The organism is Streptomyces sp. NPDC050439, from assembly GCF_040655335.1.
In the GTDB taxonomy this organism is placed as follows: Bacteria; Actinomycetota; Actinomycetes; order Streptomycetales; family Streptomycetaceae; genus Streptomyces.
On the sequence record NZ_JBFAJT010000006.1, the window covers coordinates 153,515 to 173,828 of the forward strand.

The 20,314-nt window shown below is 71.0% G+C and carries 20 protein-coding genes and 2 tRNA genes; 7 read left to right on the forward strand and 15 right to left on the reverse strand.

The genetic code is table 11. From position 1 onward, the window contains the following. The first annotated feature begins 159 nt into the window (after positions 1–159). Both AB0I66_RS25190 and AB0I66_RS25195 read left to right on the forward strand, forming a co-directional pair. Complete coding sequence (locus AB0I66_RS25190; RefSeq protein WP_363210204.1) at positions 160–978, forward strand: YceI family protein; 819 nt, start codon at positions 160–162, stop codon at positions 976–978. A 34-nt stretch (positions 979–1,012) separates the two neighbouring features. Further along, positions 1,013–1,474 carry a PPOX class F420-dependent oxidoreductase gene (locus AB0I66_RS25195; protein ID WP_363210205.1) on the forward strand — a complete coding sequence of 154 codons (462 nt, stop codon included), beginning with the start codon at positions 1,013–1,015 and terminating at the stop codon, positions 1,472–1,474. Between the two features lie 20 nt (positions 1,475–1,494). Here AB0I66_RS25195 and AB0I66_RS25200 read toward each other — a convergent pair whose 3' ends face one another. The 7 genes from AB0I66_RS25200 to AB0I66_RS25230 all read right to left on the reverse strand — a co-directional run bounded on the left by AB0I66_RS25200 (position 1,495) and on the right by AB0I66_RS25230 (position 11,056). Next, on the reverse strand, positions 1,495–2,265 hold the full coding sequence (locus tag AB0I66_RS25200) for a TetR/AcrR family transcriptional regulator C-terminal domain-containing protein (RefSeq protein WP_363210206.1): 771 nt from the start codon (positions 2,263–2,265) through the stop codon (positions 1,495–1,497). A 96-nt stretch (positions 2,266–2,361) separates the two neighbouring features. Continuing rightward, positions 2,362–3,879 (reverse strand): MFS transporter, encoded by a 1,518-nt coding sequence (locus AB0I66_RS25205; RefSeq protein WP_363210207.1) that lies wholly within the window; start codon positions 3,877–3,879, stop codon positions 2,362–2,364. A 182-nt stretch (positions 3,880–4,061) separates the two neighbouring features. Beyond that, the gene (locus AB0I66_RS25210) at positions 4,062–6,257 is read right to left on the reverse strand and encodes a glycosyltransferase family 39 protein (RefSeq protein ID WP_363210208.1); all 2,196 of its coding nucleotides are present in this window, start codon (positions 6,255–6,257) and stop codon (positions 4,062–4,064) included. Further along, positions 6,254–7,612, reverse strand: coding sequence for a bifunctional glycosyltransferase family 2/GtrA family protein (locus AB0I66_RS25215; protein ID WP_363210209.1), 1,359 nt, complete (start codon positions 7,610–7,612; stop codon positions 6,254–6,256). The genes AB0I66_RS25210 and AB0I66_RS25215 overlap by 4 nt, the downstream gene beginning before the upstream one ends. Before the next feature lie 26 nt (positions 7,613–7,638). Then, the gene (locus AB0I66_RS25220) at positions 7,639–9,222 is read right to left on the reverse strand and encodes a HAMP domain-containing sensor histidine kinase (RefSeq protein WP_363210210.1); all 1,584 of its coding nucleotides are present in this window, start codon (positions 9,220–9,222) and stop codon (positions 7,639–7,641) included. Positions 9,223–9,234: 12 nt separating this feature from the next. Further along, positions 9,235–9,996, reverse strand: coding sequence for a response regulator transcription factor (locus AB0I66_RS25225; RefSeq protein ID WP_363210211.1), 762 nt, complete (start codon positions 9,994–9,996; stop codon positions 9,235–9,237). Between the two features lie 547 nt (positions 9,997–10,543). After that, complete coding sequence (locus AB0I66_RS25230; RefSeq protein ID WP_363210212.1) at positions 10,544–11,056, reverse strand: winged helix-turn-helix domain-containing protein; 513 nt, start codon at positions 11,054–11,056, stop codon at positions 10,544–10,546. Between the two features lie 165 nt (positions 11,057–11,221). Between AB0I66_RS25230 and AB0I66_RS25235 the strand changes: the two genes are divergently transcribed. Together AB0I66_RS25235 and AB0I66_RS25240 are read left to right on the forward strand one after the other, a co-directional pair. Next, positions 11,222–11,515: a hypothetical protein gene (locus AB0I66_RS25235; RefSeq protein ID WP_363210213.1), complete on the forward strand. Its 294-nt coding sequence runs from the start codon at positions 11,222–11,224 to the stop codon at positions 11,513–11,515. Next, positions 11,515–11,799 (forward strand): hypothetical protein, encoded by a 285-nt coding sequence (locus tag AB0I66_RS25240; protein WP_363210214.1) that lies wholly within the window; start codon positions 11,515–11,517, stop codon positions 11,797–11,799. Before AB0I66_RS25235 ends, AB0I66_RS25240 begins: the two co-directional genes overlap by 1 nt. 84 nt (positions 11,800–11,883) lie before the next feature. Here AB0I66_RS25240 and AB0I66_RS25245 read toward each other — a convergent pair whose 3' ends face one another. The 6 genes from AB0I66_RS25245 to AB0I66_RS25270 all read right to left on the reverse strand — a co-directional run bounded on the left by AB0I66_RS25245 (position 11,884) and on the right by AB0I66_RS25270 (position 16,620). Further along, positions 11,884–12,228: an antibiotic biosynthesis monooxygenase gene (locus tag AB0I66_RS25245; RefSeq protein ID WP_363210215.1), complete on the reverse strand. Its 345-nt coding sequence runs from the start codon at positions 12,226–12,228 to the stop codon at positions 11,884–11,886. Positions 12,229–12,536: 308 nt separating this feature from the next. After that, positions 12,537–13,415, reverse strand: a complete 879-nt coding sequence (locus AB0I66_RS25250; protein WP_363210216.1) for a DUF2797 domain-containing protein — start codon at positions 13,413–13,415, stop codon at positions 12,537–12,539. A gap of 22 nt (positions 13,416–13,437) precedes the next feature. Further along, a complete protein-coding gene (locus AB0I66_RS25255) occupies positions 13,438–14,052 on the reverse strand; it encodes a hypothetical protein (RefSeq protein ID WP_363210217.1) in 615 nt (204 codons plus the stop codon). Then, positions 14,049–15,347 (reverse strand): hypothetical protein, encoded by a 1,299-nt coding sequence (locus AB0I66_RS25260; protein WP_363210218.1) that lies wholly within the window; start codon positions 15,345–15,347, stop codon positions 14,049–14,051. The genes AB0I66_RS25255 and AB0I66_RS25260 overlap by 4 nt, the downstream gene beginning before the upstream one ends. Further along, a complete protein-coding gene (locus AB0I66_RS25265; RefSeq protein WP_363210219.1) occupies positions 15,347–16,165 on the reverse strand; it encodes an ATP-binding cassette domain-containing protein in 819 nt (272 codons plus the stop codon). Before AB0I66_RS25265 ends, AB0I66_RS25260 begins: the two co-directional genes overlap by 1 nt. A gap of 32 nt (positions 16,166–16,197) precedes the next feature. Further along, the gene (locus tag AB0I66_RS25270; protein ID WP_363210220.1) at positions 16,198–16,620 is read right to left on the reverse strand and encodes a hypothetical protein; all 423 of its coding nucleotides are present in this window, start codon (positions 16,618–16,620) and stop codon (positions 16,198–16,200) included. Positions 16,621–16,758: 138 nt separating this feature from the next. On the opposite strand from AB0I66_RS25270, the gene sigJ reads away from it, so the two are divergent. Both sigJ and AB0I66_RS25280 read left to right on the forward strand, forming a co-directional pair. After that, a complete protein-coding gene (sigJ, locus tag AB0I66_RS25275) occupies positions 16,759–17,706 on the forward strand; it encodes an RNA polymerase sigma factor SigJ (RefSeq protein WP_363210221.1) in 948 nt (315 codons plus the stop codon). A gap of 136 nt (positions 17,707–17,842) precedes the next feature. Further along, positions 17,843–19,048, forward strand: coding sequence for an FAD-dependent oxidoreductase (locus tag AB0I66_RS25280; protein WP_363210222.1), 1,206 nt, complete (start codon positions 17,843–17,845; stop codon positions 19,046–19,048). Between the two features lie 97 nt (positions 19,049–19,145). Here the strand turns inward: AB0I66_RS25280 and AB0I66_RS25285 are convergent. Beyond that, a tRNA-Arg gene (locus AB0I66_RS25285) sits at positions 19,146–19,218 on the reverse strand. A 191-nt stretch (positions 19,219–19,409) separates the two neighbouring features. Continuing rightward, positions 19,410–19,500: transfer RNA gene (locus tag AB0I66_RS25290), tRNA-Ser, on the reverse strand. Between the two features lie 255 nt (positions 19,501–19,755). On the opposite strand from AB0I66_RS25290, the gene AB0I66_RS25295 reads away from it, so the two are divergent. Next, on the forward strand, positions 19,756–20,199 hold the full coding sequence (locus AB0I66_RS25295; protein ID WP_363210223.1) for an SSI family serine proteinase inhibitor: 444 nt from the start codon (positions 19,756–19,758) through the stop codon (positions 20,197–20,199). The last annotated feature ends 115 nt before the right edge of the window (positions 20,200–20,314 follow it).

A 20,314-nucleotide genomic window follows, 5' to 3' on the forward strand; every position in this document is an offset into this window, starting at 1 on the left:
GGGCGCGCACGGGCCGGTTGTGGAAAGGGCCCCCGGGTTGGTGGTGACGTACACGGCAGGGGACGGCCGTGTCACCACCGCCGGGGGCCGCACCCTTTTTAGAGACTTTTTGAGACTTCTGAGCTCTTGCGCTCTTGAGCTCTGGCAAGGAGAAACGGGATGGGACTCAGCGCTCGGATCCGGACGCGCGACGGGTGGGCGGTGTCGCACGCCGTCGTCACCCTGACGGACATGACCGGCGCGCAGGTGCTGCGCGCGGCCGCGGACCAGGAAGGTGCCGTGCGCGACGCGACGGACCTGCCGCCCGGCCCGTACACCGTCATCGTCACCGCGGTCGGCTACGCGCCCGTGGCCTCGACCGCGCTCGTCACGGCGAGCGGCCGTGCCGAGGTCGGCAACATCGTCCTCGCCCGGCAGGGCGGCACGGAGCTGCCGCCGCCCGGGCCGTGGACCATCGACCCCGCGCACTCGACCGTGGGCGCGGTCGCCCAGCACCTGGGGATCACCAGTGTGCACGGCCGGTTCACCGAGTTCGGGGGGCTCGTGGAGATCGCCGAGGACGTGGCGAAGTCGCGCGTCGAGGCGGTCATCAGGTCGGCGTCCATCGACACCGGCAACGGCATGCGCGACGGCCACCTGAAGTCGCCGGACTTCCTGGACGTCGAGCAGTACCCGGAGCTCGTCTACCGGTCGACCGGCCTCACGCCCGCCGGCGCGGACCGCTGGACGTTGCACGGCGAGCTGCAGATGCACGGCGTCGTACGCCCGGTCGACCTGGACCTCAGCTACCTCGGTACGGGGGCGGACCCCTGGGGCGGGACCCGCGCGGCGTTCCGGGCCACGGCCGAACTGCGCCGCGAGGACTTCGCCATGAACTACAACCAGGTGGTCCAGGCGGGCATCTCGGCGATCGGCACCACCCTGCGGGTGGAGCTGGACATCCAGGCCGTGCAAGGCGACTCGCTTCCGCAGGTCTAGCCGTCCGCGGCCAGAGGGGACCTAGGGTGCGGTCATGGCACCCAACATCGCTACCAACACCGCGGTCTCCCTCGACGAGTTGCTGGACTTCGTCCGGTCCCGGCACCGGGCGGTCCTGCTCACCGCCCGTGCCGACGGCACCCCGCAGGGATCTCCCCTGACCTGCGGGGTCGACGACTCCGGCCGGATCGTGGTGTCCACCTACCCGGAGCGGGCCAAGACGCGGAACGCCAAGCGGAATCCGCGGGTCAGCATCATCGTGCTGAGCGACGACTGGAACGGGCCGTGGGTCCAGATCGACGGCACGGCCGAGGTCATCGACTCCCCGGAGTCGGTCGAGCCCCTCGTCGAGTACTTCCGGAACATCTCCGGCGAGCACCCTGACTGGGACGAGTACCGCGAGGCCATGGTCAAGCAGGGCAAGTCCATCATCCGCGTCACCCCGGAGCGGTGGGGGCCGGTGGCCACCGGGGGGTTCCCGGCGCCCAAGGCCTAGCGGTCACCGGGCCGGGGGGTCTACAGCGTCGCCTCGATGCCCGCGACCAGCAGGTCGAGCGCGACCTTGAAGTCCAGCTCCCACATCTCCTCGACCGTGGCCCCGCCCCGCGCCTTCATCAGGTCGGCGGAGCTGTGCAGGGTCTCCTCCAGGCTCGGATGGTCGCTCACCGCGCCCATCGCCTCCCTGAAGTACTCCTCCGGCGTGAGCCCGGCCGCCGCGCACCGCGCGATGTAGTGGCCCTGCACGGTGCCGAATCCGTACACGAACTGAAAGACCGCGGCGATCGTGCCGGCCTGCTTCTCCGCGGGCAGGCCGGTCCCGCGGACCACTTCCTGCACGGCGAGGGCGAACTTGATCCAGTTCGGCCCGATGTTCAGGAAGTTGCCGACCAGCGGTGACACCCAGGCATGCCGGACGAGCAACCGCCGGTACTCCTCGGCCAGTTCGCGCAGCGCCTCGCGCCACCGCTCGGTCGTGACCGACTCCGGGTCGGGCAGGACCATCTCCCCGGCTGCGGCGTCCAGGGCCAGTTCGAGGAGGTCGTCCTTGGTGTCGACGTACCAGTACACGGACATCGCCGTGACGTTCAGGTCCGCCGCCAGACGGCGCATGGAGAACTTGGCGAGGCCCTCCTCGTCCAGGAGGCGGACCGTGGCCTCGGTGATGCGCTCCCGGTCCAGGCCCGACGGCTGATCACTCCTGCGGCCCGCGCCGTTCCGGGGGGCCTTGCCCTCCAGCCAGACGCTGGTCCGCGCGGGGCGCTTCGCGCGGTCGGCTGCCTTCGCCATGGCGCACCTTCCTGGTCCTGAGCTCTTGTACTGGTACCGGTGGTCCGAAGCGGGCGACAGACCGGAACAAGCCAGTCCGCCGCCCGTCCGTCGATGCTATGCGGACGCCGGGGCCGGGTCCGTCTTCGCAGAGTCTGCCCTCTCCGCACGCTTCAGCAACGCCGCTGCCAGCATGCCCCCGAGGAACACGGCCACCGCGCCCACCAGCTGACTGGTCTGAAGACCCGAGGAGAAAGCGTCGGCGATCCTGGTGCGTTCGGCGTCCGACCCCGCCGCGGCAAGCGCGGCGGGCAGCGAGACCGCGGAGACGGTGACGAGCGAGGCGAAGCGAGAGTTCAGGACAGCGCCGAGCACGGCCACGCCGAGACCGTTGCCGAACTCCGCGAGCGTCCCGTTGACGCCCGCCCCCACGCCCGCCTTCTCCGGCGGGATGGCGCTCATGATCGCGTTGGCCATGGCGGGCATGGCGAGCGCGATGCCCGCGCCCATCACGATCAGACCCGCCAGCATCCCGCCGTAGTTGTCGCCGCCGAGCACGGCGATCGCCGCGAGGCCCGCGGCGAGCAGGCTCATGCCGATCGCGATCGTCGCGGGGGTGCTGGTCTTCTTCAGGAGGCGCGCGCCGAGCCCGGTGAGGTTCAGCGCCACGACGGTCACCGCGAGCGGCGCCGTGCGCAGGCCCGCCTCCAACGGCGTGTACCCGAGCACGAACTGCAGGTGCTGGGTGAGCAGGAACAGCGAGCCGCCCATGCCGAAGGCGACCAGGATGGCGCCCGCGACGGCGCCGATGAACTTCTGGTTGCGGAAGAAGTGCATGTCCAGCATCGGGTACGGGATGCGCAGCTCCCAGACGACGAAGACGCCGAGGACCACCACGCCCACCGCGGCCGCCGCCAGGACCTGCGTCGACGTCCAGCCGTGCTCGGGGCCGGAGATGATCGCGTACACGATCGAGGCCATGCCGATGGTGGAGAGCAGCGCGCCGAGCAGGTCGGGGCGGTCACCCAGGGGGTTCTTGGACTCGGGGACCAGCTTGACCGTGGCGACGAGCCCGATGAGCGCGACCGGGATGTTGATCAGGAAGATCGCGCCCCACCAGAAGTGGTTGAGCATGACTCCGCCCATCAGCGGACCGAGCGCGAAGCCGAGGGAGTTGACGGTCGACCAGAGGCCGATCGCCTTCATCCGCTCGGTGTCGTCGAAGATCTGGACGACCACCGCGAGCGTGGTGGTCATCAGGAGCGCACCGCCGACGCCCATCCCGGCCCGTGCGGCGATGAGCTGCGACGAGGACTGGGCGAGGCCCGCGACCAGCGAGCCGATCCCGAAGAGGGCCAGGCCCGCGACGAGCATCTTCTTGCGGCCGTAGCGGTCGGCCGCGCTGCCCGCGGTGAGCAGCAGGCCGGACTGGACGAGCGAGTAGGCGTTGATCATCCACTGGATGTCGGCCGTGGACGCGTCCAGTTCCTCGGTGAGGGAGGGGATGGCGACGTTCAGGACGGTGTTGTCCAGGAGGACGGTGAGCTGAGCGAGGCAGATGACGCCGAGGATCAGCCAGCGCTGCGGGTGCCCTTGTGAGGGGGTGGGGGTCTCGGCGGTCGTCGTTGCCGTCATGCCCTCTCCTTCTGCTTATACGGTGTACGTGTGGGGTGTGATGTACACCGTAGAGCATGTCCCGTACGGCGTACAAGAGAGTTTTCGGCGGGCATGCGTGAGGGGCCGGCCGCGGGTGGCGGCCGACCCCTCGCCGTACGGGTCGCGTCAGCTCTTGGGCTGGGTCAGGACTTGGGCTTGGGTCAGCTCTTGGGCTGGGTCAGGTCGTAGAACGTCGCGCTGCCGACCGTGACCTTCCTGTAGTTGTCCTCCACCCAGGAGGTGATCTTGGAAGAGGTGCCGCTGTCGCCGCCCATGCCGCCTCCGCCTCCACCCATGCCGCCGCCCGAGATGAAGTAGTGGATCTTCCCGTCATCGACGTACTGCTTGAACTGGGCGAGGGTCGGGGACGGGTCGCTGCCGTTGAACCCGCCGATGGCCATCACCGGATCGCCGGTGGCGAGTTGATAACTCGCGGCATTCTGCGAGCCGATGGCGGCCGCCGCCCAGGTGTAGTCCTCGGAGTCGGCCTCCAGAAGCTTCTTCGCCTTGGCGCTGACCTGGGCGCCGTCGAGGAGACCGCCCATGCCGCCGCCTCCGCCCATGCCACCCCGCTCGGCGGTACGGCCGCCCTGCTGCTTGCCCTGGGCGTTGTTCCCCTGCTGGCCGTTCTGGCCCGGGGGCTGGCCCATGCCGCCGCCGTTCTGGCCGCCGGTCGGGGGCTGCATGGCGTTGCCGCCCTGCTGGCCGCCCTGCTGGCCGTTCTGCCCCTGCTGGCCGGGCGGCTGCATCCCGCCGCCCCCGCCACCAGGCCGACCGCCGCCACCGCCACCGGGTCCGCCACCGGGTCCGCCCATCCCGCCCGCCGAAGCCGGCCCCGCGGTCACGATCGACCCGGTGTGCGCGCTTTTCACGGTGGAGAGGGTGTACGCGACCGGTCCGGCCATGGAGGCGGCGAAGCTCAGGCCCACCGCCGCGAGCGCGAGTTGCCGTCCGAGCCGCGCCGCGAGCAGCAGCCCGAGCGCGCCCACGAGGCCGCCGATCAGCACCGCCCAGCGCAGCCACGGAAGGTAGTCAGGGGTGCGGCCGAGCAGGACGTACGCCCACCACGCCGTGCCCGCGACGCTCACGCCGAGCAGCGCGCCCGCCCACCACTTGGCCCGCTCCTCCCACAGGACCGTGGCGCCCATGCCGACCAGTGCGGCGATGTAGGGGGCGAGGGCGACCGTGTAGTACTGGTGGAAGATCCCCGCCATGAAGCTGAAGACGGCCGCCGTCATCAGCAGGGCGCTGCCCCACGCCACGAACGCCGAGCGTGTGGTGTCCGTCCTGCGGGCCTTCCAGGTGAGGACGATGCCGCCGACGAGCAGGATCAGCGCGGCGGGCAGCAGCCAGGAAATCTGGGCGCCGACCTCGGAGTTGAACATCCGCCCGAGCCCGGTCTCACCCCACTGCATGCCACCGCCGCCACCGCCGGGGCCGCCCCCGCCTCCGACGCTGCCGGTCTCCTCGCCGTTGATGCGGCCGAGGCCGTTGTAGCCGAAGGTCAGCTCAAGGAAGGAGTTCTTCTGCGAGCCGCCGATGTACGGGCGCGATGACGCGGGCCACAGCTCCACGATCGCGACCCACCAGCCGCCGGCCACGATCATCGCGAGCCCGGAGAGGGCCAGCTGACCGAAGCGCTTGCGCAGCCGCACGGGTGCGCACACCGCGTAGAGGACGGCGAGCGGCGGCAGGATCAGGAACGCCTGGAGCGTCTTGGCGAGGAAGGCGAGACCGACCGCGACGCCCGCCCACACCAGCCACTTGGTCCGGCCGTGCTCCAGGGCGCGCAGGACGCAGTACACGGTGACGGTCATCAGGAGCGCGAGCAGCGCGTCCGGGTTGTTGAACCGGAACATCAGCGCGGCGACGGGCGTCAGCGCGAGCACGGCGCCCGCGATCAGCCCGGCCGCCGGGCTGAAGCGACGGCGTACGGCGGCGTAGAGGACACCGACCGTGGCGACGCCCATCAGCACCTGCGGGGCGAGCACGGCCCAGGAGTTGAGCCCGAAAAGCCGTACCGACAGGGCCATCGGCCAGAGCGCGGCCGGGGGCTTGTCGACCGTGATCGCGTTGCCCGCGTCGAGCGAGCCGAAGAACATCGCCTTCCAGCTCTGGCTGCCCGCCTGGACGGCCGCGGAGTAGAAGGAGTTGGCGTAGCCGGACGCGCTGAGGTTCCAGAGGTAGAGGACCGCGGTCGCGAGCAGCAGGCCCAGGAAGGCGGGGCGTGCCCAGCGGGGGTCGTCGGGGCGTCCGCGCCAGAGCCGCGTGGGGAGAGTGCGGGTGGCCCGGTGGGCGGGCTCACCCGGCACCGCGAGCGGCGGCAAAGGCGCTTGTGTGGGTGAGGTCGTCGTCATCGTGCGTTCCTCGGGTCGTGTGCGGAGGTGAGCTCGTACGAGGACGAGGCGTCGGGCGAGGGCAGTGGCGCGGGCAGTGGCGCGGGCAGTGCCGGATCCAGGCGGCGCTCCGGGAAGACCCAGGCCCGCAGGAGCAGGAACCGCAGCACGGTCGCCGCGAGGTTGGCGGCTATCAGCACGGCGAGTTCCGTGGAGTGGGACGGGTCGCCGGAAGCCGCGCCGAGTGCGGCGAGCGAGCCGCTGGTGAGGGCGAGGCCGATCCCGAACACCACGAGCCCCTGTGCCTGATGGCGCATCGCCCGGTCACGCCCGCGCACCCCGAAGGTGAGCCTCCGGTTCGCGGCGGTGTTGGCGACCGCCGACACGAGGAGGGCGAGCGCGTTGGCCACCTGCGAGCCCGAGAACGTACGGAAGCCGGAGTACAGGAGCAGGTAGAAGAGCGTGGAGAGCGCGCCGACCACGCAGAAGCCGACCAGTTGGCGGGCCAGGCCACCCGGCACGCCGGTCAGCTGCCGGTCGCGCGGGTCGTCCCCGAAGGGGCGCGCGAGGCGGTCGAGCGGGAGCGCGCCGACCGCGAGGGCGCGCCCGACCCGCCACACCCCCTTGAGGTCGTCCGTGGCCGTCCTGACCAGGTGAACCGTGGAGTTCGGGTCGTCCACCCAGTCGACCGGTACCTCATGGATACGGAGCCCCGCGCGCTCGGCGAGCACCAGCATCTCGGTGTCGAAGAACCACCCCGTGTCCTCGACGAGCGGCAGCAGCACCCCCGCCACGTCACCCCTGATCGCCTTGAACCCGCACTGGGCGTCGGAGAAACGGGCCTGCAAGGAGCCGCGCAGGATGAGGTTGTACGAGCGCGAGATGAACTCACGCTTCGGGCCGCGCACCACGCGCGAGCTGCGCGCGAGGCGGGAGCCGATCGCCAGGTCGGAGTGCCCCGAGATCAGCGGCGCCACCAGCGGAAGCAGCGCGTTCAGGTCGGTGGAAAGGTCCACGTCCATGTACGCGAGGACGGGGGCGTCCGAGGCGGACCACACGGCGCGCAGGGCCCGCCCGCGCCCCTTCTGCTCAAGCCGCGTGTAGCGGACCTCTTCGCTCGACGCGGCGAGCCGCGCCGCCACCTCGGGGGTGCGGTCCGTGGAGGCGTTGTCCGCGATGGTGATGCGGAAGGGGTAGGGGAAGGTGCGTACGAGATGGTCGTGCAGGCGCAGTACGCACGGCCCGAGGTCCTTCTCCTCGTTGTAGACGGGGATCGCGATGTCCAGGACGGGCACGTCGCGCCAGGCGGCGGGGAGGTGGGCCCGGGCCGGCAGAGGGACCGAGAAAGCACCGCCCGAAGCAGAGTCGGTTTGCATGACACCGACATTCGCCAACTGCTCTGTCAGGCCTGTGTGGTGAGCCTGTGCCCCGCCTGTGAGTGCCGGCCGACCTCGCTGACCTGCTCGGACGCCGCAGGCAGCGTCACCGTGAAGACGGTCCGCCCCGGCACGCTCTCGACCCCCACACCACCGCCGTGCGCCGCGACGATGGCCTGTACGAGGGCGAGGCCGAGCCCGGTGGACCCGGCGTTGCGGGAGCGCGAGGCGTCGCCGCGGGCGAAGCGTTCGAAGACGTGGGGGAGGAGGGCGGTCGAGATACCGGGTCCGTTGTCCTCGACCTCCAGGCAGACACCGGTCCCGGCCCGCCGTACGCGTGCGGTGACCTTGGTGCCCGGTGGCGTGTGGGTGCGCGCGTTGGCCAGCAGATTGACGACGACCTGCTGGAGGCGGGCCGGGTCGGCGAGGACGAGAGCGGGCTCGTCCGGCAGCTCCAGGGCCCAGAGGTGCTCGGGCCCCGCGGCGCGCGCGTCGCTGACGGTGTCCACGACGAGCGGAGAGAGATCGGTGCTCTGATACGAGAGCGGCAGTCTGGCTCCTGGGCGGCCGGAGGTCGCGGAATGCCCGCCATCCCGCCCCTCGTCGAGGCGCGCGAGCAGGAGCAGATCCTCCACGAGCCCCGTCATCCTCTGGGCCTCGGACTCGATCCGCCCGAGCGCGTGCCGGGTATCGGGCCCCGTGGACTCCCGCCCCCGGCGCGTCAGTTCGGCATAACCACGAATCGAGGCCAGCGGCGTACGCAGCTCATGGCTGGCGTCCGCGACGAACTGGCGTACGCGCGTCTCGCTCTCCTGGCGGGCGTGCAGCGCGGAGTGGACATGGTCGAGCATGCGGTTGAGCGCGGCGCCCACCTGCCCGACCTCCGTGTTCGGCGCGGCGTCGGGGACGCGCTCGTACAGCGTCACTTCACCGCTGTGCAGCGGGAGTTCGGATACGCGGGTCGCGGTGGCGGCGACCCTGCGCAACGGCCGGAGCGCGACGCCGACCATGGCGGCGCCGGCCAGTGAGGCGGCGACCAGGCCCGCGGCGGTGACGCTGACCTCGACGATGATCAGCGTGTTGAGGGTGTTCTGCACCTTGGCGGTGGGGACGCCGACGAGGAAGTCGCCGTGCGGACCGCTCGTGTACTCGACGCGGTACTCGCCGAGACCCGGGATGTCGACGTTGTGGGCGCGCTCGTCGCGCGGGACGGAGCCGAGCGCGTCCGACTGCGCCGCGTCGAGCCGCTCGGTCTGCGGGACCACGTCACCGCTGTCACTGTCCTTGCTGACCAGAGCCTCGCCCACCGCGCCGTCCTTCTCGACGACGGCGCCGATGGTGCCGATCTCCTGCGGCCCCTTGGACACGAACCGCAACGGATCGCCCGAGTCGTCGGAGAAGCCTCCGGGAAGGTCCTCCCCCGGCTTGGGCACCGGCCCCGAGGCTCGCATGGCCACCGCGCCGAGCGAGCCGTCCAGTTGCTCGTACAGGTGCGAGCGCAGCGCGATGGTGGTCACCGTGCCGATCACCGCGCAGACGACGGCGATCAGCGCGACGGCCGAGACGACGAGCCGCGTCCGCAACGACCGCAGCTGCGGCCGCCGCTTCATCGCTTCATCGCTTCATGAGGCGGCAGCCACCTCGGTCGAGGGCGCGGCCTTGATCAGATACCCGGCGCCGCGCCGGGTGTGGATCATCGGCTCACGTCCGGCGTCGATCTTCCTCCTGAGATACGAGATGTAGAGCTCGACGACGTTGGCCTGGCCCCCGAAGTCGTAGTTCCACACGCGGTCCAGGATCTGCGCCTTGCTGAGCACGCGGCGCGGGTTGCGCATGAGGAAGCGCAGCAGCTCGAACTCGGTGGCGGTGAGGTGGATTGAGTCCCCGCCCCGCGTCACCTCATGGCTGTCCTCGTCGAGGGTCAGATCCCCGACGGCGAGGACGGACTCACTGCGCCGGTCGGCGGCCCCCGCCCGGCGGATGAGCCCGCGCAGCCGGGCCACGACCTCCTCCAGGCTGAAGGGCTTGGTGACGTAGTCGTCGCCCCCGGCGGTGAGTCCGGCGATGCGGTCCTCGACGGCGTCCTTGGCGGTCAGGAACAGCACGGGCACGTCGGGCAGTTCACGGCGCAGCCGCCCGAGGACGGCGAGGCCGTCCATGTCGGGCAGCATCATGTCGAGCACGACGGCATCGGGCCGGAAGGACCGCGCGGCGCGTACGGCTCCGGCGCCGTCCCCGGCGCTGCGGATCTGCCAGCCTTCGTAGCGAAGGGCCATGGAGAGCAGCTCGGTCAACGAAACTTCGTCATCGACGACGAGCACGCGAACGGGGCTCCCGTCCGCCCTGAGCAGTTCGGTACGCCCCTGGGGCGAGGTCGTAGTCATGCCACATAGCGTGCGGGGCGGCCCTAAGAGGGTTCTTGCCGGAACCTGTGAATTCCCTGAGAAAGGGGGGTGGGGGGTACTGCCTGGCTGCGGGCCAGGGGCTACCGGCTACCGGTTACGGGCCCGGGCTCTGGGGTACGGCCCGGGCTACGGGCTACGGGCTACGGGCTACGGCCCAGAGCTACCGGCCAAGACCCGGGCTCCCAGGCCCCGGGCAACCTGCACCGGCCTTCGAGCTCCGGCTCCGGCTCCGGCTCCGGCTCCGGCTCCGGCTCCGGCTCCGGCTCCGGCCCAGAGCTACCGGCCATGTCCCGCGCTCCCCGGCCCCGGGCCACCTGCACCGGCTACCGGCCCCTGCTCTGGGGTACAGCCCGGGCTCCGGCCCGTACGGCTCCGGCTCGGGGTCGGGCTACGGCTCGGGCTCGGGCTCGGGCTACAGCCCAGAGCTACCGGCCAGGTCCGGGCTCCCAGGCCCCGGGCCACCTGCACCGGCTACCGGCTACCGGCTACCGGCTACCGGCTACCGGCTACCGGCCCATGCTCTGGGCTACCGCCCAGGCTCCGGACTACTGCTCAGGCTCTCGGGACGCTCGGCCACGAACGAGCCGAGACCGACCTCGGCTCGGACGAGGCCCTTGTCCCGAAGGTGAGCCAGGACCTTGTGGGCAGTGGATTCCGAGATGCTGAACTCGGAGGACAGCTTCGCCACCGATGGCACCGGTGCACCCACGGGGTAATCGCCCTCCGCGATACGCGCAGCCATGACCGTGGCGACTCTCCGCCAGATGGGCTGAACGTCCCGGATGTCAGGGGCCCTCCCGGGCGGCGGGGCATCGGCGGGGGAGACGAACGAGCCGAGACCTGGCTCCGTGTAGGTCAGCCCTTCAGCGCGCAGCCCGCCGAGCACTTTGTGCGCGGTCGCGTTGGCGATGCCGAACTCGGCAGTCAACTGGATGACGGACGGCACACGTGTACGCGGTGGGTAGGTGCCGTCCTCGATCCGATCACGGATCACGTCGGCCACCTGGCGCCAGCGGGCTTTGTCTGGAGCGAATTCCATCACCAGACCATGATGAGTATGCCGCGCACTCTAGTGCGATTCATGCATTGCCTAGATATCCCTAGCATGCTTACTAAACCGGCAGTACGGTGACGGAACGCAAGACCCCCGCGACGGCAGCAACCGCCCGGGGGCACGGCCACCAGCTACATCGGAGCTGACGACATGCCCGACCTTATCCGCCACCTCACCGCCTGGGTGAGACTCCTCCTGTTCCCCCACCCCACGCCCACGGCAACCGCCCCCGCACCACCAGCACAACCGAACCCCGACCCTGCGCACCCCCGCAGCCGCTACGGCCTCGACGCCCTACTCCCCCTGACCGGTGAGGCGACCCGCCTCGTACGCCCCTACCTCACCGCGCACGAACAACACACCCGCCGCCGTGAACTGGTCCTGGCGACACTCGGGTTGGATACGCCCGGCCCGTACTGGATCCACGGCGTGGAGGTGGCCTGATGGCGGACGACGACGACCTCATCGCCCCCGCCCGCCTGCTGCCCTGGTCCGGCCCCGAGGGCAAGCCCTGCTACCTGATCGGCGATGCCACGGGCCCGGTGTCCCGGGTCGCCGACGCCATGGAGTCCGTACAACTCGGCATGGGCGGCGAACTACTCACATACGCGCACGGCATGCTCGCCGACGCCCCCGAGGGCGAACTCCGCTACCTCGCCCAACGGTTGACGGAGGCATTGCAGGACGCGCTGCGGGTGGCGGAGAGCCGGGGTCACAGACTGCGCTGAGCGGGGGGCGTTGCAGGAAAATCCCGGCGGGAGGACGTACCGCCGGGATTTTCCTGCAACGGACAGCCGGCCAGGCCGCCGCCCCTACCCCCGCTCGAAGCCGTAGCTCCGCTCCACCTTGGCCACATGCACGACGTACCGCTCGTACCACTCGCCGCGCCCCCGCTGCTGCGCAGTACGGTGCTCGGCGTGGCCGCGCCACTGCTTGATCGCGTCTACGTCGCGGAAGTACCCGACGGTGATACCGAGCCCGCCGGGCGTCCGCGCGACGTCCATCCCCAGGAAGCCGGGCACGGAGGCGACGAGCTCGTCCAAGCGGTCGCCGGTCTCGTCGTAACCATCGTCGACGTCGGTCCTCACGGAGCTGAACACGACGGCGTAGTAGGGGGGTTCAAGATTCGGGACAGGTCTGACGGATTGATCACTCATGACCACAGCCTCAACGGCCCCCACCTGCCTGTCCACCCTCGCCCGCCCTTCATTGCCGTACGGGCAGAGAGACTTGACCATCCGGTCAGCTGGGGGGCGCGGGGTCGCGCCACCCCGCAGGCACCGCAGCGTGACGGCACCCGGCAGCCCCCTCCGTAGACGATCAGCGCCCCCAGCTTTAGCCACGCGCGGCAGCCATGAGCGCGGTATCGCGGTGAGCGTGGTCGCGGCCTACCGGCTCGGGCGGCCGTGAGCGTGGCTGCGGCCTACCGCCTCAGCCATGGCCGCAGCCTCCCCCGGCAGCCAGGTCAGAAAAGGCCGCCCTGGATCACCGGAATCTCCCGTACCGGAACAGTCGTACGCGCCGCTGCCCCCGCTCCCTCCAGCCGCCACCCCCGCAGCAGCCTGCTGTCCAGGACGAGCAGGCGGCCTCCGTCGTCGAGGTAGACGTCGGGGCCCGCCACCGCGACGAGGTCCCCGAGAACCACCCCGCCGTCTACGAGTTCCGTCACCGCGTGACCCGCGTCGCCCGCCAGGCGGTCAAGGCCGAACGCCTCGCCGTGGTCCACGACGGCCGCCCGCACCCGTTCCAGGGACTCCGGCCAGCCTTCGAGGGCGAGGGCGAAGCCATGCAGCGCCTCCAGTTCGCGGCGGCGCTCCTCCATGCCCGGCAAGTTCGCCCTCACGGCACGCTTCCTGGCGTACGAGATCCGGTCCGGCACCCCGAGTGCCACCCGCAGCAACTCCTCGGCCCGGCGCGCGGCCATCAAGGGCCCGCGACCCAGCCAGGCGAAGGCCACCGCGCCCTGTTCGAGGAGCCGGGCCGGCCCTCGCTCCTCCCGGGTGATCCCCACCTTCAGCAGTTCGGCACCGAACCATGCCAAGTACACGCGGTACGTACGCGGATCGTCGGCGATCGTGTCGGCGGCCACCGAGTGCGCACGGTCGAGGCGCGCGCACTCCGCGCATCGGGCCTGCGTCCCCCGCGCCGGGACCGCGGCGGCCACGGGGCAGGGATTTCCTCGTGCTCCCACGCACTGCCGGTGGCCCCGCGCGCGGAAACCCACGCGCCGACCCACGGCCAAGGGACTGACGACGTCCCCCCGCTCCCACACGAGCACAGGCCGGCCACCTGCACCGCCCGCGTCCGCGTCCGCCCAGTTCAACCCCGCACTTCGCCACTCCATACCGCCAGTCTCGCGCGAAGCGCTACTGCTCCGCCCGCTCCGTCTGCCGCGGCCGGCCCGTCGCCGCGGCCACCACCCCCGTCAGCCACAGCAGCACGGCCACCACCGCAGCCGACGTACTGGACGACGCGTGCAGCGACCAGGCCCACGACTCCGGAGCGTTGTCGCTGTCCACGCCGAGCAGCAGCGTCGGGCCGAACATGCCGAGCGGCAGGAGCCAGGCGAGCCCGCTGCCGAAGAGGCGGGCGCTGATCATGCTCAGGCCGAGGTAGCCGACGACGTTGCGGGCCGCCGAGGCGAACACCTCGGCGGTCGCGCCGGTGAGCAGCGGCAGCGCGGTCAGGCCGAGGGCGAGCACGAGCAGCAGCACCAGATACCCGCCCCGCAGGCGGCTCATCGGCTGGGCCGCCGTCTGCTCCAGGTCCGCCATCGGCGAGAAGAGCGTGGTGGCGAGGACCACCGCGTGGGCGAGCGGCACGATCTCCGCCACCGGCACGCTGAAGTCGACCAGATAGCGGAACTCGGGGACCGCCACCCGCTGCCCCGCGAACGCGGTCGCCGCGAGGGCGATCAGCAGCGCGACACCGGCGGCCCGGGGCAGGCCACGACACCGTACGAAGGCGGCCGCAGCGCTCACCGCGGCGGCTCCGGGACGGCGCGGCAGGCGCGGATGTCCCCGGCCGCCTCCTCGATCCACGCGTCCTGCCGGGCGGCCGGAGCCCCGGTGACCCGGGCGAGGACGCGGCCGAACTTCTCCCCGTAGTACTCGCTGGGCGCCCCGGCGCGATCACGGATTACGGCCTCGAAGAGGAACGTGTCGGGGTAGCCGCCGGTCTCCTTGAGCAAGTGGGGCTCGCAGGAAGAGGACTTGGGCTGGGGAAGCGCCGCCGCGAAGAGCGCGTCGGTGAGGTCGGCCTCGGTCTCCGCGGGCGTCATCAGGGACAGTTCGGCGGCGCCCGACGGCCGCTTCAACCCGCTCGCGTAGAAGGCGCGGTTGAGCCCCTTCAGGCCGCCGAGCCGCGCGTCGACGGTCTTCACCGCGGCACGCGCCTTCGGCAGCAGATGGCGGTCCTCCGGCCAGAGGCACACCTCCGTGCCGCCACTGGTGGCGCAGAGCGGCCGCGCCGGCTGGGCCTTGCGCACCGCCCAGTACGAGTCGGGCGTCGGCGTACGGAAGGCCACGAGCGCCCCGCCCGCGACGACGGCCGCCACGACGAGCGCGCCGAGGGCGACGGGACGCGGGGTGAGCGACGCACGGCGGCGCAGTGCGGGCAGTGCGGTCAGGAGCAGGCCGAGGGCCAGGCACCAGGCGAAGGCGATCAGCATGCGCGTGGTGTTGGGCTCGAACTCCGAGCTCCAGAACTCGTCTATCGCCGGGAACAGCTTGTCCAGCGGGGTGTCGGGGACGAACGCGACGAAGACGAAGAGCCCGTACCAGAAAATTCCCGCGAAGGGCGCGACGACGCGGGACGGCAGCGCCGAACCGATCGCGACCCCCACGGCGATCTCCAGGCCCATCATCCCGGCCCCAAGGAGCAGCGGCGTCCAGGCGGGCTCGCTGACGTCACTGACGCCCGCGGTCCGCGAGAACGCGACAGCCACGAGCACGGCGTACGCGAGCAGCGCCCACAGCCACACCGCGAGCCACAGCAGCAGCGCCTGCGACCAGCCGCCGCGCGCCGTGGTGTCCGCCCAGACCCTGGTGCGGTGCCGGAAGGCGCGGCCCGCTCCCCAGGCGGCCGCCGCGCTCATCACGGAGCCCATCACGATCACCGAGTAGAGCTGGACCTGGAGGCTGGTCTGGGTCCACCAGCCGATCCAGTCGCTCTCGTCGGGGCTGTCGGCGGTGAAGTAGTAGACGCCGATCGCGCCCATGAGCGCGGCGGCCCACTTGGCCTCGCCGCGCCGCATCTCGGTCAGCAGCACACGCATCAGGTCGCCACCGCCTCCGTACCGGCGAGATGCAGATAACCGGCTTCCACGGCTCCCCCGTCGACTTCCTTGCCGTCCGCTCCTGACGGACCCCCGTCCGGCAGCGCGCACAGCTCGGCGACCGTCCCCGTGAAGCGGACCGAACCTTCGAGGAGAACGGCCACCCGGTCGCACACGTGGGCGACGTCCTCGGCGAGGTGCGTGCTCATCACGACGGCCGAACGCTCGCCCAACTCCTGGATCAGCGCACGGAATCCGACGCGCTGGGCCGGGTCGAGGCCCACGGTCGGTTCGTCGAGGAGCACCAGGGCCGGTTCGTTGACCATGGCCTGGGCGATGCCGACGCGGCGCAGCATGCCGCCGGACAGGGCGCCCATCTTCCGGTCCGCGTGCTTCTCCATCTGTACGAGGCGCAACGCGGCGCGGGCCCGCTCGCGCCGCTCGCCCGCGGGCACCTTGCGCAGCCAGGCCGCGTACTCGGTGAACTCAAGGACGGTGAAACGGGGATAGAACCCGAAGGACTGCGGCAGCACCCCGATCCGCTGCCGGATGCGCTGCACCCGCGCCCGTCCGGGCGCCTCGTCACCGAGGAGGGTGACCGAACCGGACTTGGGTCTGCGGGCCGTGCTGAGCAGCGACAACAGGGTGCTCTTCCCCGCCCCGTTGGGGCCGAGCAGTCCGGTGACGCCGGAGGGAAATTCGAGGGACACGTCGTCGAGGGCGACCGTGGAGCCGTACTTGACGGTCACGGCGGTCACGGCCGCGACCGCCGCGACCGGCCGGGAGCCGGTCGCGGCGGCGCGCTTGCTGATGGTCACGTGATTCCTGATCAGTTCTGGTTGTTCACGAATCAGTTCTGGGCGTTCACGTAACCGTAGGCCCGGCTGCCGGGGATCCCCGCCCAGGTGGCCTTGGTGTAGTACTTGCCGCTGGTGCTGGTGCCCTTGTAACCACTGCAGCCGTACGCCTGCTTGTAGCTGCGGGAGGTGCCGGCGATCTTCGGGTCGGGGCGGAAGCTCTTGTCCTGGTAGATGTACGCGCTGAACGTCCTGGTGTCGTTCACCGGCACATCGCCACAGGCCTTGGCGTGACCGCTGCTCTTGCCCTTCCAGCGGTCACCGTCCTCCTTGTTCCCCGCGGTGGCTATGGAGAAGGGCATCCTGCTGCCGCTGATCTCCGCCGCCACCGCACCCACGGCCGGCACACCGATGGCGATCGCCGTCAGCGTCCCGACCACCGCGAGCTTGCGCTTCCCCGTGTACAACTTGCGCATCAATCCTCCAATAAAGCAGGACTTACTTGGTCGTTGATCACGCTATGTGTGGAATCCGTGACTCCGGCGACGATCACCACGTCTGTGCCGATGATCACATCGGCGGTCGGCACGGGGGCGCGGGCTAGGATCCGCAGCATGGCTCTGACCGTGAATGACGTGGACCGGTTCGAGGCCGCGAGGCCCCGCCTCGAGGCCATCGCCTACCGCCTCCTCGGCTCGGCGAGCGACGCCGAGGACGCCGTGCAGGACACCTTCCTGCGCTGGCAGGCCGCCGACGTCGACCACGTCGAGGTCCCCGAGGCCTGGCTGACGAAGGTCCTCACCAACCTGTGCCTCAACCAGCTCACCTCGGCCCGCGCCCGCCGCGAGACCTACGTGGGCCAGTGGCTGCCCGAACCCCTGCTCGCCGGTGACCCGATGCTCGGCCCCGCCGACACCGCCGAGCAGCGCGAGTCCGTCTCGTACGCGGTCCTCGCCCTGATGGAGCGCCTCTCGCCCAACGAGCGCGTGGTGTACGTGCTGCGCGAGGCCTTCGGCTACTCGCACCGGGAGATCGCGGAGATCCTCGACATCACCGAGTCCGCGGGCCAGCAGATCTTCCACCGCGCCAAGAAGCACGTGGCGGCGGGCAAGGCCCGCACCGAGATCGACGAGGCCACCGCGCAGCGCATCGTCGAGGAGTTCCTCGCGGCCGCCACCAGCGGTCAGACCGAGCCGCTCGTACGACTCCTCACGCAGGACGCCGTCTCCATCGGCGACGGCGGCGGCAAGGTCCCGGCGCGCGCCAAGGCGTTCGAGGGCGCCGTCGCGGTCGCACGGTTCATGCGGGGCCTGTTCGGCAAGCCCAGCGAGGCCAAGCGCGCCATCGTCGGTGGCTCGCCCGACGTCTGGGCCGCCACGGCGAACGGCGGCCCCGCCCTGGTGGTGACCGTCGAGGGCCGGGTCGTCGGCGTCATGTCCCTGGAGATCACCGCGGACGGCATCGTCGCGTTCCGCAACCAGGTCAACCCCGACAAGCTCGAACGCGCGACCCAGCAGTGGGCGGCGACGGACCACGGGGAACCCCTGCTCAAGGCGTTCTGAACCACCCACTGCCGCCATGTGACCTGCTTCACACCACACACCTGTCAGGAATCGCGGGGCTGCCCGGTTCAAGTGGCGAACCCGCTGAAGAGCCGCAGAGCCTCAGAGCTGAAGAGCTGATGACAGGAGCAGGAAAATGCAGCAGCACCGCATCGTCGTCATCGGAGCCGGATACACCGGAGCCACCGCCGCCGGACGCCTCGCCGGGCGCCTGCGCCGCGAGGATGTCGCCATCACCCTCGTGAACCCGGAGCCCGACTTCGTCGAGCGCGTCCGGCTGCACCAGCTGACGGTCGGCCAGGACCTCAGGCACCGCCCCTTCAGCGAGATGTTCGCGGACACCGGCGTCGAACTGAGGCTCGCGAAGGTCACCGCGGTCGACGTCGACCGCAAGGTCGTCTCCGTCAGCGACGCGCAAGGCACCGCTGAACTCACCTACGACACCCTCGTGTACGCCGTCGGCAGCGGCTGGAACGCCCAGGGCGTCCCCGGCACCGCCGAGCACGCCCACGAGATCGCGAGCCGCCCCGGAGCACTCCGGACGCGCGAGCGCCTGGCCGGTCTCGGCGCCGGGGAGAGCGTGCTCGTCGTGGGCGGCGGCCTCACTGGTCTGGAGGCGGCCACCGAGATCGCCGAGGCCCGCCCGGACCTCGACGTCGCCCTGGCCGCCCGCGGCGGGCTCGGCGACTGGCTCTCGCCCAAGGGCCGCGAGCACGTGCGGAAGGTCTTCGCCGGCCTCGGCATCACCGCGTACGAGCAGACCGCCGTCACCGGCGTCCGGGCCGACCAGGTCAGCACGGCCGACGGAGAGGTCATCCCGGCCGCGGTCACCGTGTGGACCACCGGCTTCGCGGTGCACCCGATCGCGGAGGCCACGGCCCTGGAGGTCAACGACACCGGCCAGATCGTGGTGGACCGGAGCATGCGCTCGGTCTCGCACCCGGACGTGTACGCGGTCGGCGACGCTGCCGAGGCGATGGGCCCCGGCGACAAGCCGCTGCGGATGTCGTGCGCCACCGGCACCCCCATGGCGTGGCAGGCCGCCGACGCCATCGCGGCCCGCCTGACCGGCCAGAAGGTCCCGAAGACGCCGATGCGCTACTTCAACCAGTGCATCTCGCTGGGCCGCAAGCAGGGCCTGATCCAGTACGTCACCGCCGACGACCGCTCGGTCAACGCGGCCCTGACAGGACGCCTCGCCGCCGTCTACAAGGAACTGATCTGCAAGGGCGCGGCCTGGGGCGTCGCCAACCCCCTGCTCGGCATGCCGACCCGCCGCCGCCCGGTGACCCAGCACCCGACCACCCCGGCCGAGACCCCCGCCGAAGCCACGGCAGCCTGACCCGGCACCGCCCCCGCACCCGGTGCGGGGGCCGCCCCCGGACACGCGACGGACCAACGCGAAAGGCCCCCGGCGAACCGGGGGCCTTTCGACTGCGTGCACTCGGCAGGATTCGAACCTGCAACCTTCTGATCCGTAGTCAGATGCTCTATCCGTTAAGCTACGAGTGCTTGATTTTTCTTTTTTCTGTCTTCGCTCCCCGGCCTTTCGGCCCGTTCGCGGCGACAGGAAGAACATTACATGACCGCCGCCGCCATGTGAAATCCGTTAGCCGCACCGCTTGCGACCTGCGGAAACGTTCCTCACGGGGAGGAAGCGCCGAAGCCCCGGTCCATCAGGACCGGGGCTTCGGATCTTGCAGCGGAGGCGGAGGGATTTGAACCCTCGATGGGATTTAAGTCCCAAACCGCATTAGCAGTGCGGCGCCATAGACCGGACTAGGCGACGCCTCCAGCTTGCACTCCGGCGCGAGCGCGGGGGTGCGTTGCAGATGATGACACAGCCGGGCGGCGTGCCACCAATCGCGGCTTCCAAGGTACTAGTCGGGCGGCCCGCAGGGCAAAGCATCTTTCGCGCGCCCATGACTCCTGCCCCTGACTCCGTTCCCGCGACTCCTGCCCGCAACGTCACGGCGTCAACGGCGTTAGACGCAGCAGAGCCCGTACGTGTTCGCGTACCCGGTACCCCGCACCCAGTGGAGCCCCGTCATGCTGCGCCGTCTCGTCCTCACCGCCGCCGCCTCCGTCGCCGCGCTGTCCGTCGCGCCCGCCGTCGCCCAGGCCGACATGCTGCCGCTGCCCCTGCCGACGCCGGTGACGGAGTCGACCCCCAACCGGCTCACGGTGGAGGTCACCGACACCGCGAACGGCCGGGACGGGAAGTTCGAGCTGGAGTGCCACCCGGCAGGCGGCACGCACCCGCAGGCCGAGGACGCGTGCGCGAAGCTCGACCAGGGCACCTGGGGCACCGACACGTTCGCGCCGACGCCGGCCGACTCGAACTGCACCATGCAGTACGGCGGCCCCGCCACCGCGCACATCACCGGAACGTGGAACGGGCGGCCCGTCGACGCGACGTACAACCGCAGCAACGGATGCGAGATCTCCCGGTGGAACCGGCTCGTGCCGGTCCTGCCCGAGACCGGCGCCTGACTCCGGCCGAACCGTTCCGCCCGCTTCCGGCCACTTCCGGCCACTTCTGAATCGGTTACCGGCCACGGCGAAATCCGCCCGGCCGGGACCTCGTCGTGACCAGGCGGTACGGAAG